Source organism: Fusibacter sp. JL298sf-3, from assembly GCF_053842995.1.
Genome location: NZ_CM132608.1, coordinates 3,395,230 through 3,411,824 on the forward strand (window position 1 = coordinate 3,395,230; position 16,595 = coordinate 3,411,824).

Here is a 16,595-nt window from a genome sequence, read left to right on the forward strand (position 1 = left end):
AAAGGAACACTATGATACTCAACGATTTTCTTCCGATTTGTATGGAAGATTTAACGAAACTGGGGTGGGACGGCGTGGATTTCGTCCTCGTTACAGGCGATGCCTATGTGGACCACCCGAGCTTCGGCCCCGTAGTAATTGCGCGGACACTTTTAGACGCGGGTTACACCGTGGGGATTATTTCTCAACCGGATTGGAAGACGCCGGACAGCATCGACGTCTTCGGGGAGCCGAGATTGGGCTTCTTGGTTAGTGCCGGCAACATGGACTCTATGGTCAACCACTATTACGTCTCCAAAAAGAGGCGCACGACGGATGCGTACACCCCAGGTGGCGTCATGGGCAAACGACCGGACCGCGCAAGCCTCGTTTACACGAACCTCATCCGTCAGCGCTACAAGCACAAGCCGATTATTCTCGGAGGTATTGAAGCGTCGCTGAGGCGCTTCGCCCATTACGACTACTGGGAAGACGCGGTACGGCGTTCGATTTTAGAGGACAGTGGTGCGGACTTGTTGATTTACGGCATGGGTGAGACCCCTGTAAAGGAAATTGCAGACTACTTGAACAGCGGGATTGACGTAGCGTACATTCACCATGTACCGGGAACGTGTTATATGACGTCGTCACTTGAAACGCTGTACGATTACGTGCTTATCGACGGCTATGAAGCCGTGTCTTCCGACAAAGACGCTTACGCCAAGGCGTTCAACGTCCAGTACGAGGAACAGGATCCGATTCGCGGCAAGACGTTGGTTCAGCCGCACGGCAATCGCTACCTCGTGCAGAACCCGCCGGCGATGCCTCTTGAACGCGAAGCGCTCGACTGGGTGTTTGAGCTAGGGTATCAACGAGCTGTTCACCCGAAAGATGCCGCCGTGGGCGTGCCGGCTATTGCAGAGGTCAAACTCAGCATCATTTCTGAACGCGGGTGCTTCGGCAGCTGTTCGTTTTGTGCCCTGGCATTTCATCAAGGGCGGATTATCCACTCTCGGTCGCACGATTCTATTTTGAGAGAGGCGCAGCGCATTGTAGACGACGCAGACTTTAAAGGGTACATTCACGATATCGGCGGGCCTACGGCAAACTTCAGACAGCCTGCGTGTGCGCATCAGCTCAAACGCGGCAGCTGTAAGAAGAAGCAGTGCCTGTCACCGGCACCGTGTAGCGAACTCGACGTCGACCATACCGATTACCTCGAACTCCTGACCAAAGTGCGTCAAATCGACGGCATCAAGAAGGTCTTTATCAGGAGCGGCATCCGCTACGACTATTTGATGCACGATTCAGATGACGCCTTTTTCACAGCGCTTTGCGCTCATCACGTCAGCGGTCAGCTGAAAGTGGCGCCTGAGCACATCGATGAGACGGTACTCGACTACATGGGCAAACCCAGCGGCAAGCTCTACGGTGATTTTGTCAAAAAATTCGACAGCATAAATGAGAAACTCGGTAAGGAACAGTACATTATCCCGTATTTGATGAGTTCGCATCCGGGGAGCACCCTTAAATCGGCTATAAAGCTCGCCGAGTACCTCAGGGATATCGGGTATACGCCCGAGCAGGTACAGGACTTTTACCCAACCCCTGGAACGTTGAGCACTTGTATGTATTACACCGGTCTAGACCCGCGGACGATGAAACCGGTCTACGTGCCGAAAACCAAAAAGGAAAAGGCCATGCAACGGGCGTTGCTCCAGTTTAAAAACCCCAAGAACTACGATTTGGTTTACGAAGCCCTGACTGTGGCGGGTAGACGAGATCTGATCGGCTTTCACGAGAAGGCTTTGATACGCCCGAAGAAACAGGGGCTTTCAAAGACTAAAAATAGACGCCAATAAGATATGATGGGTTATAAAAATAATAAAAAAGGGGATTTGATTATGCAAAGTACATTGATGTTAGATGGAAAAAGTTTAACCATTGACCGCGTTATGGACGTTGTTCGCTTCGGTCACACAGTTCAAATTGCAGATGAGGCTATTGAAAAAGTAAAGGTGGCGCGTCAGTTTGTCGACGATTTGGTCGATGCCAAGAAAGTGGTTTACGGTATCACAACGGGATTCGGTAAATTCTCAGATGTGGTTATCTCAAAAGACGAGACCCAAGATCTTCAAACCAACTTGATTATCAGCCATTCGTGCGGTGTTGGAACGCCGTTTGACGAAGAAGTGTCTCGCGCCATTATGTTGCTGCGCATCAACAACCTCATTAAAGGGCACAGCGGCGTGCGTCTCGAGACGGTTGAAACGCTTGTAAATATGATTAACAAAGGGGTCCACCCGGTTATTCCTGAAAAGGGCTCTCTCGGCGCCAGCGGCGACCTCGCCCCACTTTCGCATATGGTGCTCGTCATGCTGGGACTTGGCGAAGCATTTTACCAAGGGGCGCGCATGGCGGGCAAAGACGCTATGGCAAAAGCGGGTATTCCCACTATTGCACTGACTTCAAAAGAGGGTCTTGCCTTAATTAACGGTACTCAGGTTATGACAGCTGTGGGAACGATTGCGGCTTACGAAGCCAAACAACTGGTGAAACTCGCCGACGTCAGCGCCGCACTTACTGTAGAGGCGTTAAACGGCATTACCGACGCTTATGACCCTAGATTGCATCAGGTGCGCCCGCATCCAGGTCAAATCCGCACAGCTCAGAACATGTTGACGCTTCTCAAAGACAGTGCGCGCACGACGAAGCAAGGGGAAGTTCGCGTACAAGATGCCTACACCCTCAGATGTGTGCCACAAATTCACGGCGCGAGCAAAGACGCGCTCAACTATGTCATCGAGCGCATTGAAATAGAAATTAACGCGGTTACTGACAACCCGATTCTCTTCCCGGAAGACGGCGTTGCGTTCTCCGGTGGCAACTTTCACGGTCAGCCGATGGCACTGCCGTTCGACTTCCTCGGCATCGCTATTTCAGAAATCGCCAATGTGTCTGAGCGCCGTATCGAGCGTTTGGTCAACCCACAACTCAGCGGTCTGCCGGCATTTTTAACGACAAAAGGCGGTCTTCACTCGGGCTTTATGATTGCGCAATACGCAGCGGCGGCGTTGGTCTCTGAAAACAAAGTGCTGGCGCATCCGGCGAGTGTAGACTCTATCCCGTCTTCTGCCAATCAAGAAGACCACGTGAGTATGGGCACCATTGCGGCGCGTAAAGCACGCGACATCTTGTTTAACGCTCAAAACGTTATCGCTATAGAGCTTTTAAGTGCGGCACAAGCCATCGACCTCACAGAGGAAAAAGCATTGGGGGCGGGGACGAAAGCCGCTTACGATGTCGTGCGTTCAAAAGTTGAAAAAATCGTGGACGATCGTGTGATGAATGTAGATTTTAACAAAATTTATGATATAATTAAATCTAATGACATTTTAAAAGCTGTTGAATCTAAAACAGGTGTTTTAGAGGTTTAAACAGGGGTATTTGTAATTAGAAAGGAACTGCCGTGTTAGGTAAAGAAAAACTCGACCGAATCAACGAACTGGCGAAGAAGAAAAAAACTGTCGGTTTGACAGATGAAGAGTTGAAGGAACAAGCCGAACTGCGCAAAGCGTATTTGGCTGCGTTTAGAAAGAACTTTAGGCAACAACTGGACAATATTGAAATTGTAGAGGATAAAACACAGCACTAGGAGGTGTCGTCATGGCGGAAAAGCAGTACATTGTTTTTAAGTTAAACGATGAAAAATACGCCACAAGTATCAACCACATCGCATCAATTACGGACTATTCGTCTATAACACCTTTGCCGAACGGGCCGGCTTACGTCGACGGACTGCTCAATTTGCGTGGGGACATCATCCCCATCGTCAATATGAAAAAACGCTTCCGACTCAATGAGGACGACGTTACAGACCGACGCATCATCATCTCTCACAACGGCGATGTACAAATCGGTTTTTTGGTGGACGATGCGTCTCAGTCGATGACGGTGGATGAAGCGGCGATATTGCCACCGCCAAAAGTTGCCATCCGAAAGGACAACAACTACATCTCTGAAGTGTGCATCTACCGCGACGAGCTCATTGTCGTCGTCGACTTGAACAAGGTGTTGTCACCGGAAGAAGTGGATGAATTGGTAGAAGATTTGCTATAGGCATATAGGACTCACTTACTAAAAAGCCCCCTATTCTTTATGGAAGGGGGCTTTTATGATATAATGAAGCATAAAATATGATTTCGGAGAAGATGCGTGAGAAATTTTATAGACACGAAGACACTCGACGCCATAGTCAAGAAAACTTCCAGTGCAATCGAGGACGGCAAGAAAGAAATATTTGAAATTTCCGAGCAGGCGCGGCAGGATTATATCTCTTACGAGCAAGAGTGGATTGATGTCAAAGCCAATCTCAGTTTGGTCATCAACGAAGTGGACAAACTCGATATTCGGCTCAAAATGGCTCGCAATATGATTAAGACCATCAACGATCATTTTGACGAGTTTACGGAGGAAGACATCAAAGACGCCTACAGCTTTTCCGAGCGCGCGCTTGTGGAGCTGTCGGTTAAGCGCAAAGAAGAGAAAGAGCTCAGCGACCGTCGAAACGAACTCGAACGGTTGATGAAAAATAGCCTCGCTGTTTTAAAGAAATCGGAGTTGCTCGAAATGAAGGTGAGCGTGGCGCTCGAGTACTTGAACAGCAGTGTGCACGAGCAGATTAAGGACATTAAACATAAAAAGGACCTCGGTCTCAGAATTATCGAAGCGCAGGAAAATGAAAAAAAGCGCATTTCGAGAGATATTCACGACGGCCCGGCGCAGTCGCTTGCCAACGTCGTCTTAAAGGCGGAGTACATTAAGAAAATCGTGGACAGTTCTCCGGAGAAAGCCAAACGCGAAGTCACTGAATTGCAGGAAGGGGTTCGGATGACGCTCAAGGACATCCGCAAGATTATCTACGATTTGATGCCGATGTCCTTAGACGATTTGGGTTTGATTTCCACCGTTAAAAAAATGGTGAATACCATTGAGGACACCGCCGGCATTGCGGTTCAGTTGTCTACGATGGAAAATGCCACTGTGAGTAATCCGCTGATTAACCTCATGGCTTTTAGGGTGATACAAGAGAGTCTGAACAACGTTCTCAAACACGCTCAGTGTAAGAAACTGAAAATCAAAATCAGTATTGAGGAAGAAAACATCATGATTCAAATCGAAGATGACGGCGTCGGGTTTGCCGTCAAGGACACTTTGGATCAGGCGGGGGGATACGGCCTTCACAACATGAAAGAACGCATCGAAATCGTCAGTGGGTTTATTGAAATTAATTCGGAAGAGGGTAAGGGCACACAATTAAAATTTATTATTCCAAATGAATAGTGGAGGCAATATGAAATCTATAAAAGTGATGATAGCAGACGATCATGCATTAATTCGGGAAGGCATCAAAAAGCTTTTGGAGCTCGAGGAGGGCATTGAGATAGTCGCAGTGGCGCAAGACGGCATAGACGCCCTTGAAAAAGTGGCGGTATACAAGCCCGATGTGATGCTACTGGACATCAACATGCCGAATATGAACGGAATTGAATGTTTGAGACAGGTAAAAGCCAAACACGCAAAGACAAAAGTCATTATGCTGACCATACATGAAGATTCGGAATATCTCATCAAAACCATTAACATCGGTGCCGAAGGGTATGTTTTAAAGGACGCCGATGTCTCTTCTCTCGTCAAGGCCATCCACAAAGTCGTCGAGGGCGACATCTATATTCATCCGACGCTTTCGAGCATTTTGGTGCGCGCCTATAAGCGCAAAGACAGCGAGCCGGAAGAGGAAATCATAGCGGGACTGACCAGAAGAGAATACGAAGTCATCTGCTTGATTTCTAAAGGGTACAACAACAAAGAAATCGGTCAAGAGCTGTTTATCAGCGAAAAGACTGTAAAAAATCACGTATCGAATATCTTTAAGAAAATAAAGGTGAACGACCGTACACAAGCGGCCTTATTTGCCATCAAAAACAATATTACAAAAATTTAATTCACTTGAATTGACGGAATTATTTCGCTACACTAATAAAGAGCCTTTGGCTACAAAGCAAAGCGTTGGGCGTGGCGTTTTGGCTCTGTTCACCGGAGAAACACGCCGAAATTTATGACTTAGGGGGACCACATGGAAAAAGAAAATCAATTCGAAACACTTTCAAAAGAAGTGACTTACGATTTTAAAAACGCATGGGAAGCATTGAATGAAGAAGAGACCAAAGCGTGTTTTGAGTTCAGTGAAGGCTACAAGGCGTTTCTCGACGCCGGTAAAACGGAGAGAGAAAGTGCACGTGAACTTCAAAAAATGGCTGAAGCCAAAGGGTACCAAAGCCTTGAGAAGTACATTGACGGTTCTGTAAAACTCGAAGCGGGTGCTAAAGTGTATGCGATGAACCGCGACAAGGCCATCGTATTTTTCAACATCGGCGACAAACCGTTAAAAGACGGTATGAACATCGTCGGCGCGCACATCGATGTCCCTAGAATCGACCTGAAGCCGTTTCCGCTTTATGAAGACAGCGACATGGCGTTCTTTAAAACGCACTACTACGGCGGTATTAAAAAATACCAGTGGGTGGCATTACCATTAGCGCTTCACGGCGTTGCCTTTGATAAAAACGGTAAGAAAATCGAGATCATCATCGGTGAAGACGAGACGGATCCGGTATTTGCTATTACAGATTTGTTGCCGCATCTCGGCAAAGACCAAGCCGCTAAAAAACTCGGTGAAGGCATCGAAGGCGAAGGCCTCAACGTGTTGGCAGGTCATATGCCATATGGCGACGACAAAACGAAAAACAAAGTCAAGCTCCACGTTCTTAAAATCTTAAACGAAAAGTACGGTCTCTGCGAAGAAGACTTCCTTTCGGCAGAATTTGAAATTGTACCGGCGGGTAAGGCAAAAGACCTCGGCTTCGACAGAAGTATGATTTCGGCTTATGGCCACGACGACAGAGTGTGCTCTTACACAGGCGCACGTGCTGTTCTCGACCTCGACAAAGTCAATACAACTGCTTGCGGTATGTTTATGGACAAAGAGGAAGTCGGTTCTCAAGGCAATACGGGATCGCATTCGCGCTTTTTTGAAAATGTCGTTGCAGAGTTAATCGCCCTTCAAGAGGCACAGTACAACGACATCTACTTGAGAAGATGTATCTCTAAGACGCAAGTGCTTTCGGCAGACGTCGGTGCAGCTTACGACCCGAACTACGCAGCGGCTTATGAAAAGCGCAACTCTTCTCACGTCGGCAAAGGGCTTCAACTTGTGAAATACACAGGTGCAAGAGGCAAAGGCGGCTGTAACGACGCCAATGCAGAGTTCCTCGGTGAAGTGAGAAATATTTTCAACCAAAACGATATCGTATGGCAAATCGGCGAACTCGGTAAAGTTGATCAAGGCGGCGGCGGTACCATCGCTTACATCTTGGCCAATGCAGATGCTGAAGTTGTCGACTGTGGCGTACCGGTGCTCAGCATGCACGCCCCTTACGAAATCGTCAGCAAGGTAGACGTTTACATGGCTTACAAAGGCTATAAGGCGTTCTTGAACCGTTAGCCCTGTGACCGGCCGAAAGTCGGCTAGACACAAATTGTTTAAACTTCATTCATGACTGGCGCTAGATATTGGGCCTTTGGTCATGTATAATAATAGAGAGCATATAAAAAGCATTATGATTTCATAATGCTTTTTATTTTTTTAGCAGACGGTGTTTGAGAAAGGCTTTTTTCCGCGGTGTCTCAAAGCTCAGCTGGGAAAAGACAGGGGTTCATTACGCGTCGCCTAGGTGGCTGACGACTTAATATACGACGGTACCCTCTACATAAGAGGCCGTTTTACAAGGAGGACTTTTATGAACAAAAAAATCTTTGTTGTGGATGACGATGAAAACATCAGAGAGCTCATCGGTTTGTACTTGAAAAAGGAAGGGTACGCTGTGGAGCTCTTTGAAAGTGGTGAAAAGGGGTTAGAAGCTTTTAAAACGGCGGCTCCAGACCTCATTATGCTCGACGTTATGATGCCGGGGATGGACGGCTACGACACACTTAAAGAAATTCGAAAAACGTCTCAACTGCCCGTGATTATGGTGACGGCAAAGGACGAGACTTTTGATAAGGTTTTGGGCCTTGAGCTCGGTGCCGACGACTATATCGCAAAGCCTTTTGAGCCAAAAGAAATGACCGCACGGGTCAAGGCGGTTATTAGGCGTTTCAACAACACGGCGCCTACAGAATCAGAGGGCAAAGAGAATGTGGTGACAGTGAAAAACCTCACCATCAATATGGACGACTACAACGTCACGTATTTTGGCGACGTGTTAGAGCTTCCACCAAAGGAAATCGAGTTGTTAAACTACCTCGTCAGTCACCCCAACAGAGTTTTTACAAGAGAGCAGTTGCTCGACCAAATCTGGGGCTACGACTTCTTTGGTGAAACCCGTACCGTCGACGTGCATATCAAGCGCCTTAGAGAAAAGTTTGATCGCGATGACAACGGCTGGGAAATTAAGACCGTCTGGGGTGTCGGCTATAAGTTTAAGTTAGAATAGGGGCTTTCATGAAAAAGATTTTTCATAAATTCGCCTTTATCTATATGGTGATTTTTATCATTTCATTTATTTTGATTATTATCGGCGTGCGCTCTGTGCTCGATTACTATTTTATCAGCAACGAGACGGAGCTTATCGTCAAACGGGTGAGCAATTACGAACGGACCATTAATTTGCGGTTCGAGAATCTGAGTTTAAATGCGCTTCAGGAACAAATTGTCTTGCTCGACGGCTACACCGGTGCCGACATCTGGTTGTTTTCCGACAACGGACAGGTGTACAGCACCGACGAGAGCACAGAGGTGTTTAACATCGACGACCAGCCGTTTCTGGTGGACGATTTGAAGCGGGTCTTTAATCAAGACATCGTCACTAGAGAGGTCCATCAGTCTGCCGATCGCATTAAAAGGTTGCGCGTGGGCTACCCGTTTAGACTGGGCGAAAAGTACTACGCCATGTTTATCAACGTCCCGATGCCAGAGCTTGAAGATACGATTTCAAGAGTATCGGTTATTGTGTTCATTTCCTTGTCCATCTCGGGCTTTCTGGCGGTAAGCCTTATTTTTCTCATCACCAAACAGATGGGGCACGAACTGGAAGTGATTAACGATGCTGCCAAATACATTGCACAGGGCAATTTTGATAAAAAGATTATCATCAACCGACGCGATGAGCTCGGCGACCTCGCGCAGAGTTTTAACGCCATGGCCGATGAGCTTCACGAACAGGAAAAAACCAAGAGGATGTTTATATCCAGTCTGTCGCACGACCTCAGGACACCGTTAACCAATATCAAGGGGTACACCCGAGGCATGCTCGACGGTACAATTGAACCGGATAAAAATGAACGCTATTTAAAAATCGTTTTAAGTGAGAGCGAGCGCCTCATTAAAATGATTAACGATCTCCTCGATCTTTCAAAAATGGAAGGCGGGTCACTGGTGCTCAATCGGACGGACTTTGAGCTCAATGAAATGATTCTCAATGTCCTCGACAGTTTTGAACAGACCATTGTGGAAAAGGAAGTGCGGTTGACCCTAGACCTCTCTCACGATAACGTCATGGCGCACGGCGATTACGCTTCTATTCACCGAGTGGTATTTAATTTGCTCGACAACGCGACGAAGTTTGTGGATGTCGGCGGCGACATCAGCATTCGCACGGAGTTGAAAGAAGACAAGTATTACGTGGGCATCAGCAACAGCGGCCGAACCCTGTCTGAAAAAGAGCTTCAGATTATTTGGGACCGCTTTACGAAGCTCGATGCGTCCAGGGGACTGGAGAAGAAATCTTCAGGTCTGGGACTTGCCATCGTCAAAGAGATTATCAAGGCGCACGGCGAGGAAATAGACGTGTACAGCAACGACGATATCGGTGTGGCGTTTATTTTCACTGTATCGACCCAGATTTTTAAAAACAGGCGAAAAGACGAAGAAGAACTTTAACAATCATATCATTGTCCGTTCATAATATGTTAAAAAAAAGGGACTATTATAAATGTATTAAGTCGTTGGCGCAATAGGCGTCGACGACCTTAGGATTTATCACAGGAGGTAATCAGCTTTGTTAAAGAACAATAACAGCTTAAGGCATAGAAGTGCACTTGATCAATTGTTTTACGACGTTATGGAAGAAAAAGAAAGCTGTCGCAGCAAACGTGACCACAACGTCATCAACACATTTGATGTCGATGTGCGCGAGAGTGAATCCCACTTTGTTGTTGAAGCAGAGCTCCCTGGATTTAGTATCGACAACATATCGATCATCTATGAAGATCACTACCTGAGCATTTCGGCGCACAAGCGAGAGGCGCGCGAAGAAGACCATCTCGGGTACATTCGCAGAGAACGGCGTTTCGGCATGTTTAGACGCAATTTTCTCGTGGAAAACGTCGATCGAGACAACATTAAGGCGACACTAAAAAATGGTATTTTGCGTGTAGAACTGCCGAAACTCACCATCAAAACAGTTTGAAGAAGGAGTGATTGAAGTGAATGAACACAAAAACAATTTGAATCCTCAAGACGATGACCAAACGTTGCCGCACGGTCCTATGGTGTTTAAAGACGGCTCCCATATTCCCGATTTGATTGTAGAAGAGGACGTCGATGAAACGCAGGCATCGACTACGATTCACATTGAGGAACCCAGTGAAGCCAAAGGGGCGCAATCGGTTCCCGTCGGTCGGAAGCTCTCTGTTCGAACCGTCTTTGTGAGTTTACTTGTGGTATTGGTACTCTCAGCTTCGACGTATACGGTGGGGTACTACAGAGGTCAAATCGGTATTGAGGATGAGGCACTTTTAAATCGTGTCGACAAACTCATTGGCGACGTCAAAGCGGAGAACATCAATCAGTCTGTGGTGGCGTATCTACAAGAAAATCCCGACGCGTTTGATGTGAGTCCGCTGGGGTTCTCGACAGTGTACGAAGGCATTAAGTCCTCCGTTGTGGGGATTACAAAAGAGACCACGTATCGCGATTGGTTCAATGTACAAAAAACGACCGGCGGCAGCGGCTCCGGCGTTATTATAAAAGACGAAGGCGACGTGCTCTATATCGTCACCAATCAGCATGTTGTCGACAAAGCCGATAAGCTCGTCGTCGAGGTAGCCGACGGTGTTGTCGTAGACGCGAAAATCATCGGCGTCGATACCCCATCTGATTTGGCGGTTGTCTCTATTTCAAAAGCTGACATTCCGAAGGATTTGGTGGATACGCTGAATCCGATTGCCGTGGGCGATTCAGATGCCGTCAAGGTGGGCGATCCCGCTGTTGCACTGGGCAACCCACTGGGCTTTAGCAACACGCTTACAGCCGGTTTTGTCAGTGCCACCGGCAGAAGTATTAAAAGCGATCAGAGCGGTACTTATATCCAGACAGATGCCGCCATTAATCCAGGTAATTCCGGCGGTGCTTTGGTGAACAGCAAAGGTGAACTCATCGGCATCAATACTGCAAAGATTGCCAATGAAAGGGTTGAAGGCGTTGGATTCGCCATTCCAAGCAACATCATGATGCCGATTGTGGAAGAAATTATTGAAAACGGCTCGGTGTCCAGACCGTTTATCGGCATCGTCGGAACCGATGTATCGACGCAGGATTCGGCACTTTACGACATCCCGATGGGGGTTATGATCGTCGAAGTTTACGAGGGGTCACCGGCACAGAAAGCGGGACTCCAGCGTTCGGATTTAATCGTCGGCATCGACGGCAAAAAAGTCTTTGGAATGAACGATGTTACAGATCATATTAAAGACATGAAGCCCGGCGATACCATTGAACTGGATGTTGTTCAAAAAGGTGAGACGCGGGTTCAAGTTAAAGTGGTTTTAGGCAATAGCAACTCATAAAAAAAATTTCCCCTGCTCGAGAGAGCGGGGGTTTTTTGTGGTATACTTAAAGGATAACGATGTGAATATGAGGAGGCGATTGTTTGAAACAAGCGTATTTTGAACTGGATATTATAGATTTAAATGAAGATGGCGATGGCGTCGGCAAACGAAATGGCTTTACGTGGTTTGTCAGAGGGGGATTGCCCGGCGACCGCGTGAAGTGCCATGCCTTAAAAGCCAATAAGCGCTTTGGAAGGGCAGTGGCGGTTCAGGTATTGAAGCCGTCGGCAAATCGTGTAGAGGCACCTTGTCGATATTTCGACAGTTGCGGAGGTTGCCAAATACAGAATTACGATTACGCCGCACAGTTGGCGTTTAAAGAAAATATGGTCAAGCAGACACTGACGCGTATCGGTGGTTTTGAGGCCGTTGACGTTAAATCGATTCTCGGTATGGAAACCCCTTACCGCTTTAGGAATAAAGGCGCTTACGCCGTTGGAGAAGTCGAAGGGCGCGTCGTCGTGGGACTTTACGAAAAACATTCTCATAAAATTGTAGACGTGGCTGACTGCCTGATTCAGGAAGCCCAACACGCCGATATTATCAAAGCGTTTAAAGCGTATATGATGGCTTTTGGCATTCCGGCGTACAAGCACCGTCAGAAACAAGGGCTTATTCGACATTTGGTCATCAGGCAATCGGAGGCCACCGGTGAAATCATGGTGACCGTGGTGACGCATAAGCACAAGCTGCCGATGACGCAAAAGTTGGTGGAAATGCTGAGAAGTGCCAATCCGAACATCGTGTCGATCGTCCAAAACATACAGCCGGAAGCGACCAGTGAAATTTTGGGCGATACCTGCAAAATGCTGTTCGGCACGCCGTACATTGTCGACGCCATGGGGGAACTCGCTTTTCAAATTTCCCCGTTGTCGTTTTATCAAGTGAATTCCAAACAGGCGCACCGTCTGTATCAAGCGGCACTCGATGCCGCGGCACTGGACGGAGACGATGTGGTTTTTGATTTGTTCAGTGGCACGGGAACTCTGAGCTTGTTCTTGGCTCAAAAGGCAAAAGCGGTTTACGGTGTGGAGATGTCGGCGCAAGCGGTAGACGATGCCAATGCCAACAAAAACGCCAATGATCTCGAAAATGTAACCTTTGTCCTCGGCCGTTCAGAAGTCATAGCACCGAAGCTCTACGCAGAGGGAACCGTTGCAGATGTAGTGGTCTTAGACCCGCCGAGAGCGGGATGTGAACAGCCTGTTTTAGAGGTGCTGCTAGACATGTTGCCGAGGCGTGTGGTCTACGTGTCCTGCAAAGTGTCTACAATGGCGCGGGACCTCAAGTTCCTGTGTGAAAGCGGCGCGTACACCCTTGAGTGGGCACAGCCTGTGGACATGTTCGGTCACGCCACCGGTGTGGAGACCGTGGCGCTGCTCACAAGGCATGAGGCAGATGCTTTTTAAACAGACGGCATCACAATAAGTGGTTTTTATGGAAGTCTCGGTAGGTGTGTACACAAGTGTACAGTACCGAAGGGGCTTTCGCTTGTTTAGGCGCCGTTTGCGCGTGTACAGATGATGGAAAAGGGTATATAAAAGGAGGGGCGACATGATGACATGGGTTGTAAAGCCGTTTGAAGGGCTAACGGGAAAAGAGTTGTACGACGTGCTGCAATTGAGGCAGGATGTCTTTGTCGTCGAACAGACGTGTCTTTACCGCGACATAGACGGCTTCGATCTGTCGGCTTATCATTTAATGGGGCTAAGAGACGGCGCTTTGGTAGCTTATGCTCGGATACTGCCGCCGGGGACGCCATACCCCGCTTGTGCCTTTGGCAGGGTAGCCGTTGACTCGTCTGAGAGAGGTCGGGGACTGGGGCGAGAACTGGTGGGTGAAGTCATGTCTTATATTGAAGAGACGTTGCATCTGTCTACAGTGGAAATAAGTGCTCAAGCACATCTGGAGACTTTCTATAACGCCTACGGCTTTGTCGCAATAGGCGCACCGTATTTGGAAGACGGTATTTTACACATCCACATGAAAAAGGGGTGACGACATGCAACAAATTATCGAAACGGAGCGGCTGTTGCTTCGGCCTTTTAATGAGAACGACGCCGAAGCGGTAACCGCTTACGCTCAAGATTACGAATTGTATAAAACCACATTGGGGTTGCCGCATCCCTATACGCGCGATTCAGCAGAAGCGTGGATTGAGACGCATCAGTCGGCGTATGAAGCCGGTACGCAAGTGCATTTCGCCGCTGTTTTAAAGTCTGACCGAACGTTAGTCGGCGCCTTCAGTTTGATTCATAAACGTCCGATGGGCCCTGCCGAAATCGGGTACTGGGTCGGACGCCCGCACTGGGGACAGGGGTACGCTAAAGAAGCAGCGCGCGCACTTATCGACTACGGGTTTAAAGTGCTCGAGTTCAGCCGCATCTACGGGCGCTATATGGTGGTTAATGAGGCATCGGCACGGGTTATGAAGCGCTGTGGTATGAGCCACGAAGGCGTCTTAAGAGAGACCGTGTACAAAGATGGCTACCATCACGACATCGGCTACATGGGGATGAATCGCTCGTGTTGGCTTCGTCAATCGGCTTCTGCCCACCCGAAGCTTAAAATACGAAAGGCCGTACTCGAAGACGCGTATGCGCTGCACTATATACAGCAGAAAGCGTTTGGCGACGATGTGGCACGGTATGGGGCGCGCGATGACAGCCCTGTAAACGACGGCGTCGTCAATGTTAAAAATCAGATCAATGCCTTTGACTATTACACGATTCTCGAGAACAACAGAATCATCGGCGGTGCCGTGATTCGATTAGACGATACCGGCAAACTTTTGACGCTGATGCGCCTGTACATAGAGCCGTCCTATCACAATTTGGGACTGGGCAAGCAAGCGGTACTTCAGCTGGAGACGTTTTATCAGCACTACTGTCTCTGGCGACTTGAAACCCCGCATAAAAATTACAGAAACCATTACTTTTACGAATCGCTGGGCTATAAAAAGGTCGGCGAAAAGGCTGTAGACAACACGATGGTGCTCTTTGAGTACGAGAAGATAACGTGTGAACAATAATGTGTTTGTGGGAGGGCGTATGGTAAAAAAGGTCTTAAAAGGTGTATTGATTGTAATCTTGCTGGTGGGCGTCGGAGTGGCCTTTGGTCTCTGGCGCTTAGGTCGGGCTTTCGATCAAGAGCGCATGCAGTATGAGAACGAGGTGAAGTCCGAAATGAAAACAACACTGAACTTTGACGGCTTTATGGTGGCAATTGACGCATTGGATTCAGAAGCGTACGACCGCGTGCACCAACTGGTACACGATAAAAAGCTCACGGATGTTCAAATGGCCCTCACAGGAGAGTTGTTGACGCTTTCTGAGCTCACAGAGTATTACCTTAAAAACATCTACAGAGAGGACGCCACCACCAACAGTTTTATTGCGCTAAATCCGGAGGTGCTTAAGGAGGCGCAGGCGCTGGAGGCCAAGCCGGTATCAGAACGCGGGGCGCTCTACGGCGCTGTCGTGGCGGTAAAAGACAATATCGCTGTAGCGGGTATGCCGACCACTGCAGGTGCTGCGGCGCTGAAGACACTTGAAACGGCCCGCGATGCGATGGTTGTAAAGCAGCTAAAAGCAGCAGATGCACTGATTATCGGCAAAGCCAATTTAAGCGAATGGGCGAACTTTATGAGTATGCCTTCCAGTAACGGTTTTTCGGTGATGGGTGGACAGACCAAAAACGCCGTCGGCCAATACGATGTCGGCGGTTCGAGTTCCGGATCCGCTGTGGCAGTGGCTATGGACTTCTGTAACTTGGCTTTGGCCACAGAGACGTCGGGGTCGATTGTATCGCCGGCTTCTCAAAACGGCGTGGTGGGGTTTAAACCCACTTACGACACCGTATCCAGCGATCTCGTCATTCCGATTTCCTACGCGATGGATACTGTTGGCGTCATGGGCCATTATGTAGAAGATGTCGAGGCGGTCTACAGGGTTATTGGCATGCAAAAGGCGACAGAAGGTTCTCAAGGGCTTTCAGGCGCTCGACTGGGGCTTTTAGAGGACGGCACTGAGGAAACGGCGGCGATAAAAGAGTGGTTGATTGGCAGAGGTGCCGTCGTGATCAGTCTTGAGCAAAACAATGCCGCAGACGCCATAGAGACGATGCCGGTGATGCTGTACGATTTTAAGCGCGATTTGGCGACTTTTTTGGCAAATCCCGATGTGACCAGTCCGGTTAAAGATTTGGCGGCAATTGCCGCATTCAATGCCGAGGATTCCGATGTGCGCATGCCGTATGGCGACAAGATCCATCAGATGGCTTTAGAGGAGACATTGGATGCAGATGCTTACAGAGCATATCTCAAAACCAATCGAGAGACGGCGCGAGAAATTATCGACGGCTACTTTGAAGCGGAGACACTGGATGCGGTGGTAAGTGTCAACAACAGTTTTTCAAATGTCTATGCGTCAGCTGGGTATCCCGCCATTTCGATTCCGGCAGGCAGAACCCCCGATGGAGAGCCCTACGGTGCCACCTTTGTCGGAAGGCCGATGGGGGATCAGGCGTTGCTCGAGCTTTTTATAGGTGAATAGGTCAAAAAAGGAGGACCCCCTTCTGTGTGTACACAGAAGGGGGCTTTTTGATGCACGCGATTTGAGTTCGAAAGACAATAGGCCTTTCGATGTGGGTTCAAATGGCGCTGTGCC

Annotated in this window: 15 protein-coding genes; all 15 read left to right on the plus strand. The window is 48.4% G+C overall.

Translation table 11 applies throughout. The features are described from left to right. Positions 1 to 11: 11 nt before the first annotated feature. Positions 12 to 1,841 carry a YgiQ family radical SAM protein gene (locus ACR6HW_RS16180; RefSeq protein WP_455728725.1) on the plus strand — a complete coding sequence of 610 codons (1,830 nt, stop codon included), beginning with the start codon at positions 12 to 14 and terminating at the stop codon, positions 1,839 to 1,841. Between the two features lie 42 nt (positions 1,842 to 1,883). After that, complete coding sequence (gene hutH / locus ACR6HW_RS16185; RefSeq protein WP_455728726.1) at positions 1,884 to 3,416, plus strand: histidine ammonia-lyase; 1,533 nt, start codon at positions 1,884 to 1,886, stop codon at positions 3,414 to 3,416. A gap of 32 nt (positions 3,417 to 3,448) precedes the next feature. Continuing rightward, positions 3,449 to 3,634, plus strand: a complete 186-nt coding sequence (locus ACR6HW_RS16190) for a DUF896 domain-containing protein (protein WP_455728727.1) — start codon at positions 3,449 to 3,451, stop codon at positions 3,632 to 3,634. A gap of 11 nt (positions 3,635 to 3,645) precedes the next feature. Beyond that, positions 3,646 to 4,098 (plus strand): chemotaxis protein CheW, encoded by a 453-nt coding sequence (locus ACR6HW_RS16195; protein WP_455728728.1) that lies wholly within the window; start codon positions 3,646 to 3,648, stop codon positions 4,096 to 4,098. Positions 4,099 to 4,194: 96 nt separating this feature from the next. Continuing rightward, a complete protein-coding gene (locus ACR6HW_RS16200; protein WP_455728729.1) occupies positions 4,195 to 5,322 on the plus strand; it encodes a sensor histidine kinase in 1,128 nt (375 codons plus the stop codon). Positions 5,323 to 5,332: 10 nt separating this feature from the next. Then, on the plus strand, positions 5,333 to 5,983 hold the full coding sequence (locus tag ACR6HW_RS16205; protein ID WP_455728730.1) for a response regulator: 651 nt from the start codon (positions 5,333 to 5,335) through the stop codon (positions 5,981 to 5,983). Positions 5,984 to 6,115: 132 nt separating this feature from the next. Beyond that, positions 6,116 to 7,543, plus strand: coding sequence for an aminopeptidase (locus ACR6HW_RS16210; RefSeq protein WP_455728731.1), 1,428 nt, complete (start codon positions 6,116 to 6,118; stop codon positions 7,541 to 7,543). Between the two features lie 295 nt (positions 7,544 to 7,838). Continuing rightward, on the plus strand, positions 7,839 to 8,534 hold the full coding sequence (locus ACR6HW_RS16215; RefSeq protein ID WP_455728732.1) for a response regulator: 696 nt from the start codon (positions 7,839 to 7,841) through the stop codon (positions 8,532 to 8,534). A gap of 8 nt (positions 8,535 to 8,542) precedes the next feature. Beyond that, entirely contained in the window at positions 8,543 to 9,979 is a 1,437-nt protein-coding gene (locus tag ACR6HW_RS16220; RefSeq protein WP_455728733.1) for a sensor histidine kinase, read from the plus strand. Between the two features lie 118 nt (positions 9,980 to 10,097). Beyond that, positions 10,098 to 10,508, plus strand: coding sequence for an Hsp20/alpha crystallin family protein (locus tag ACR6HW_RS16225; protein WP_455728734.1), 411 nt, complete (start codon positions 10,098 to 10,100; stop codon positions 10,506 to 10,508). A 16-nt stretch (positions 10,509 to 10,524) separates the two neighbouring features. Beyond that, positions 10,525 to 11,886 (plus strand): S1C family serine protease, encoded by a 1,362-nt coding sequence (locus ACR6HW_RS16230; protein ID WP_455728735.1) that lies wholly within the window; start codon positions 10,525 to 10,527, stop codon positions 11,884 to 11,886. An 83-nt stretch (positions 11,887 to 11,969) separates the two neighbouring features. Next, a complete protein-coding gene (gene rlmD, locus ACR6HW_RS16235; protein ID WP_455728736.1) occupies positions 11,970 to 13,337 on the plus strand; it encodes a 23S rRNA (uracil(1939)-C(5))-methyltransferase RlmD in 1,368 nt (455 codons plus the stop codon). 145 nt (positions 13,338 to 13,482) lie between these two features. Then, on the plus strand, positions 13,483 to 13,926 hold the full coding sequence (locus ACR6HW_RS16240; protein WP_455728737.1) for a GNAT family N-acetyltransferase: 444 nt from the start codon (positions 13,483 to 13,485) through the stop codon (positions 13,924 to 13,926). Between the two features lie 4 nt (positions 13,927 to 13,930). Then, positions 13,931 to 14,959: a GNAT family N-acetyltransferase gene (locus ACR6HW_RS16245; RefSeq protein ID WP_455728738.1), complete on the plus strand. Its 1,029-nt coding sequence runs from the start codon at positions 13,931 to 13,933 to the stop codon at positions 14,957 to 14,959. Positions 14,960 to 14,978: 19 nt separating this feature from the next. Next, on the plus strand, positions 14,979 to 16,481 hold the full coding sequence (locus ACR6HW_RS16250; protein ID WP_455728739.1) for an amidase family protein: 1,503 nt from the start codon (positions 14,979 to 14,981) through the stop codon (positions 16,479 to 16,481). The last annotated feature ends 114 nt before the right edge of the window (positions 16,482 to 16,595 follow it).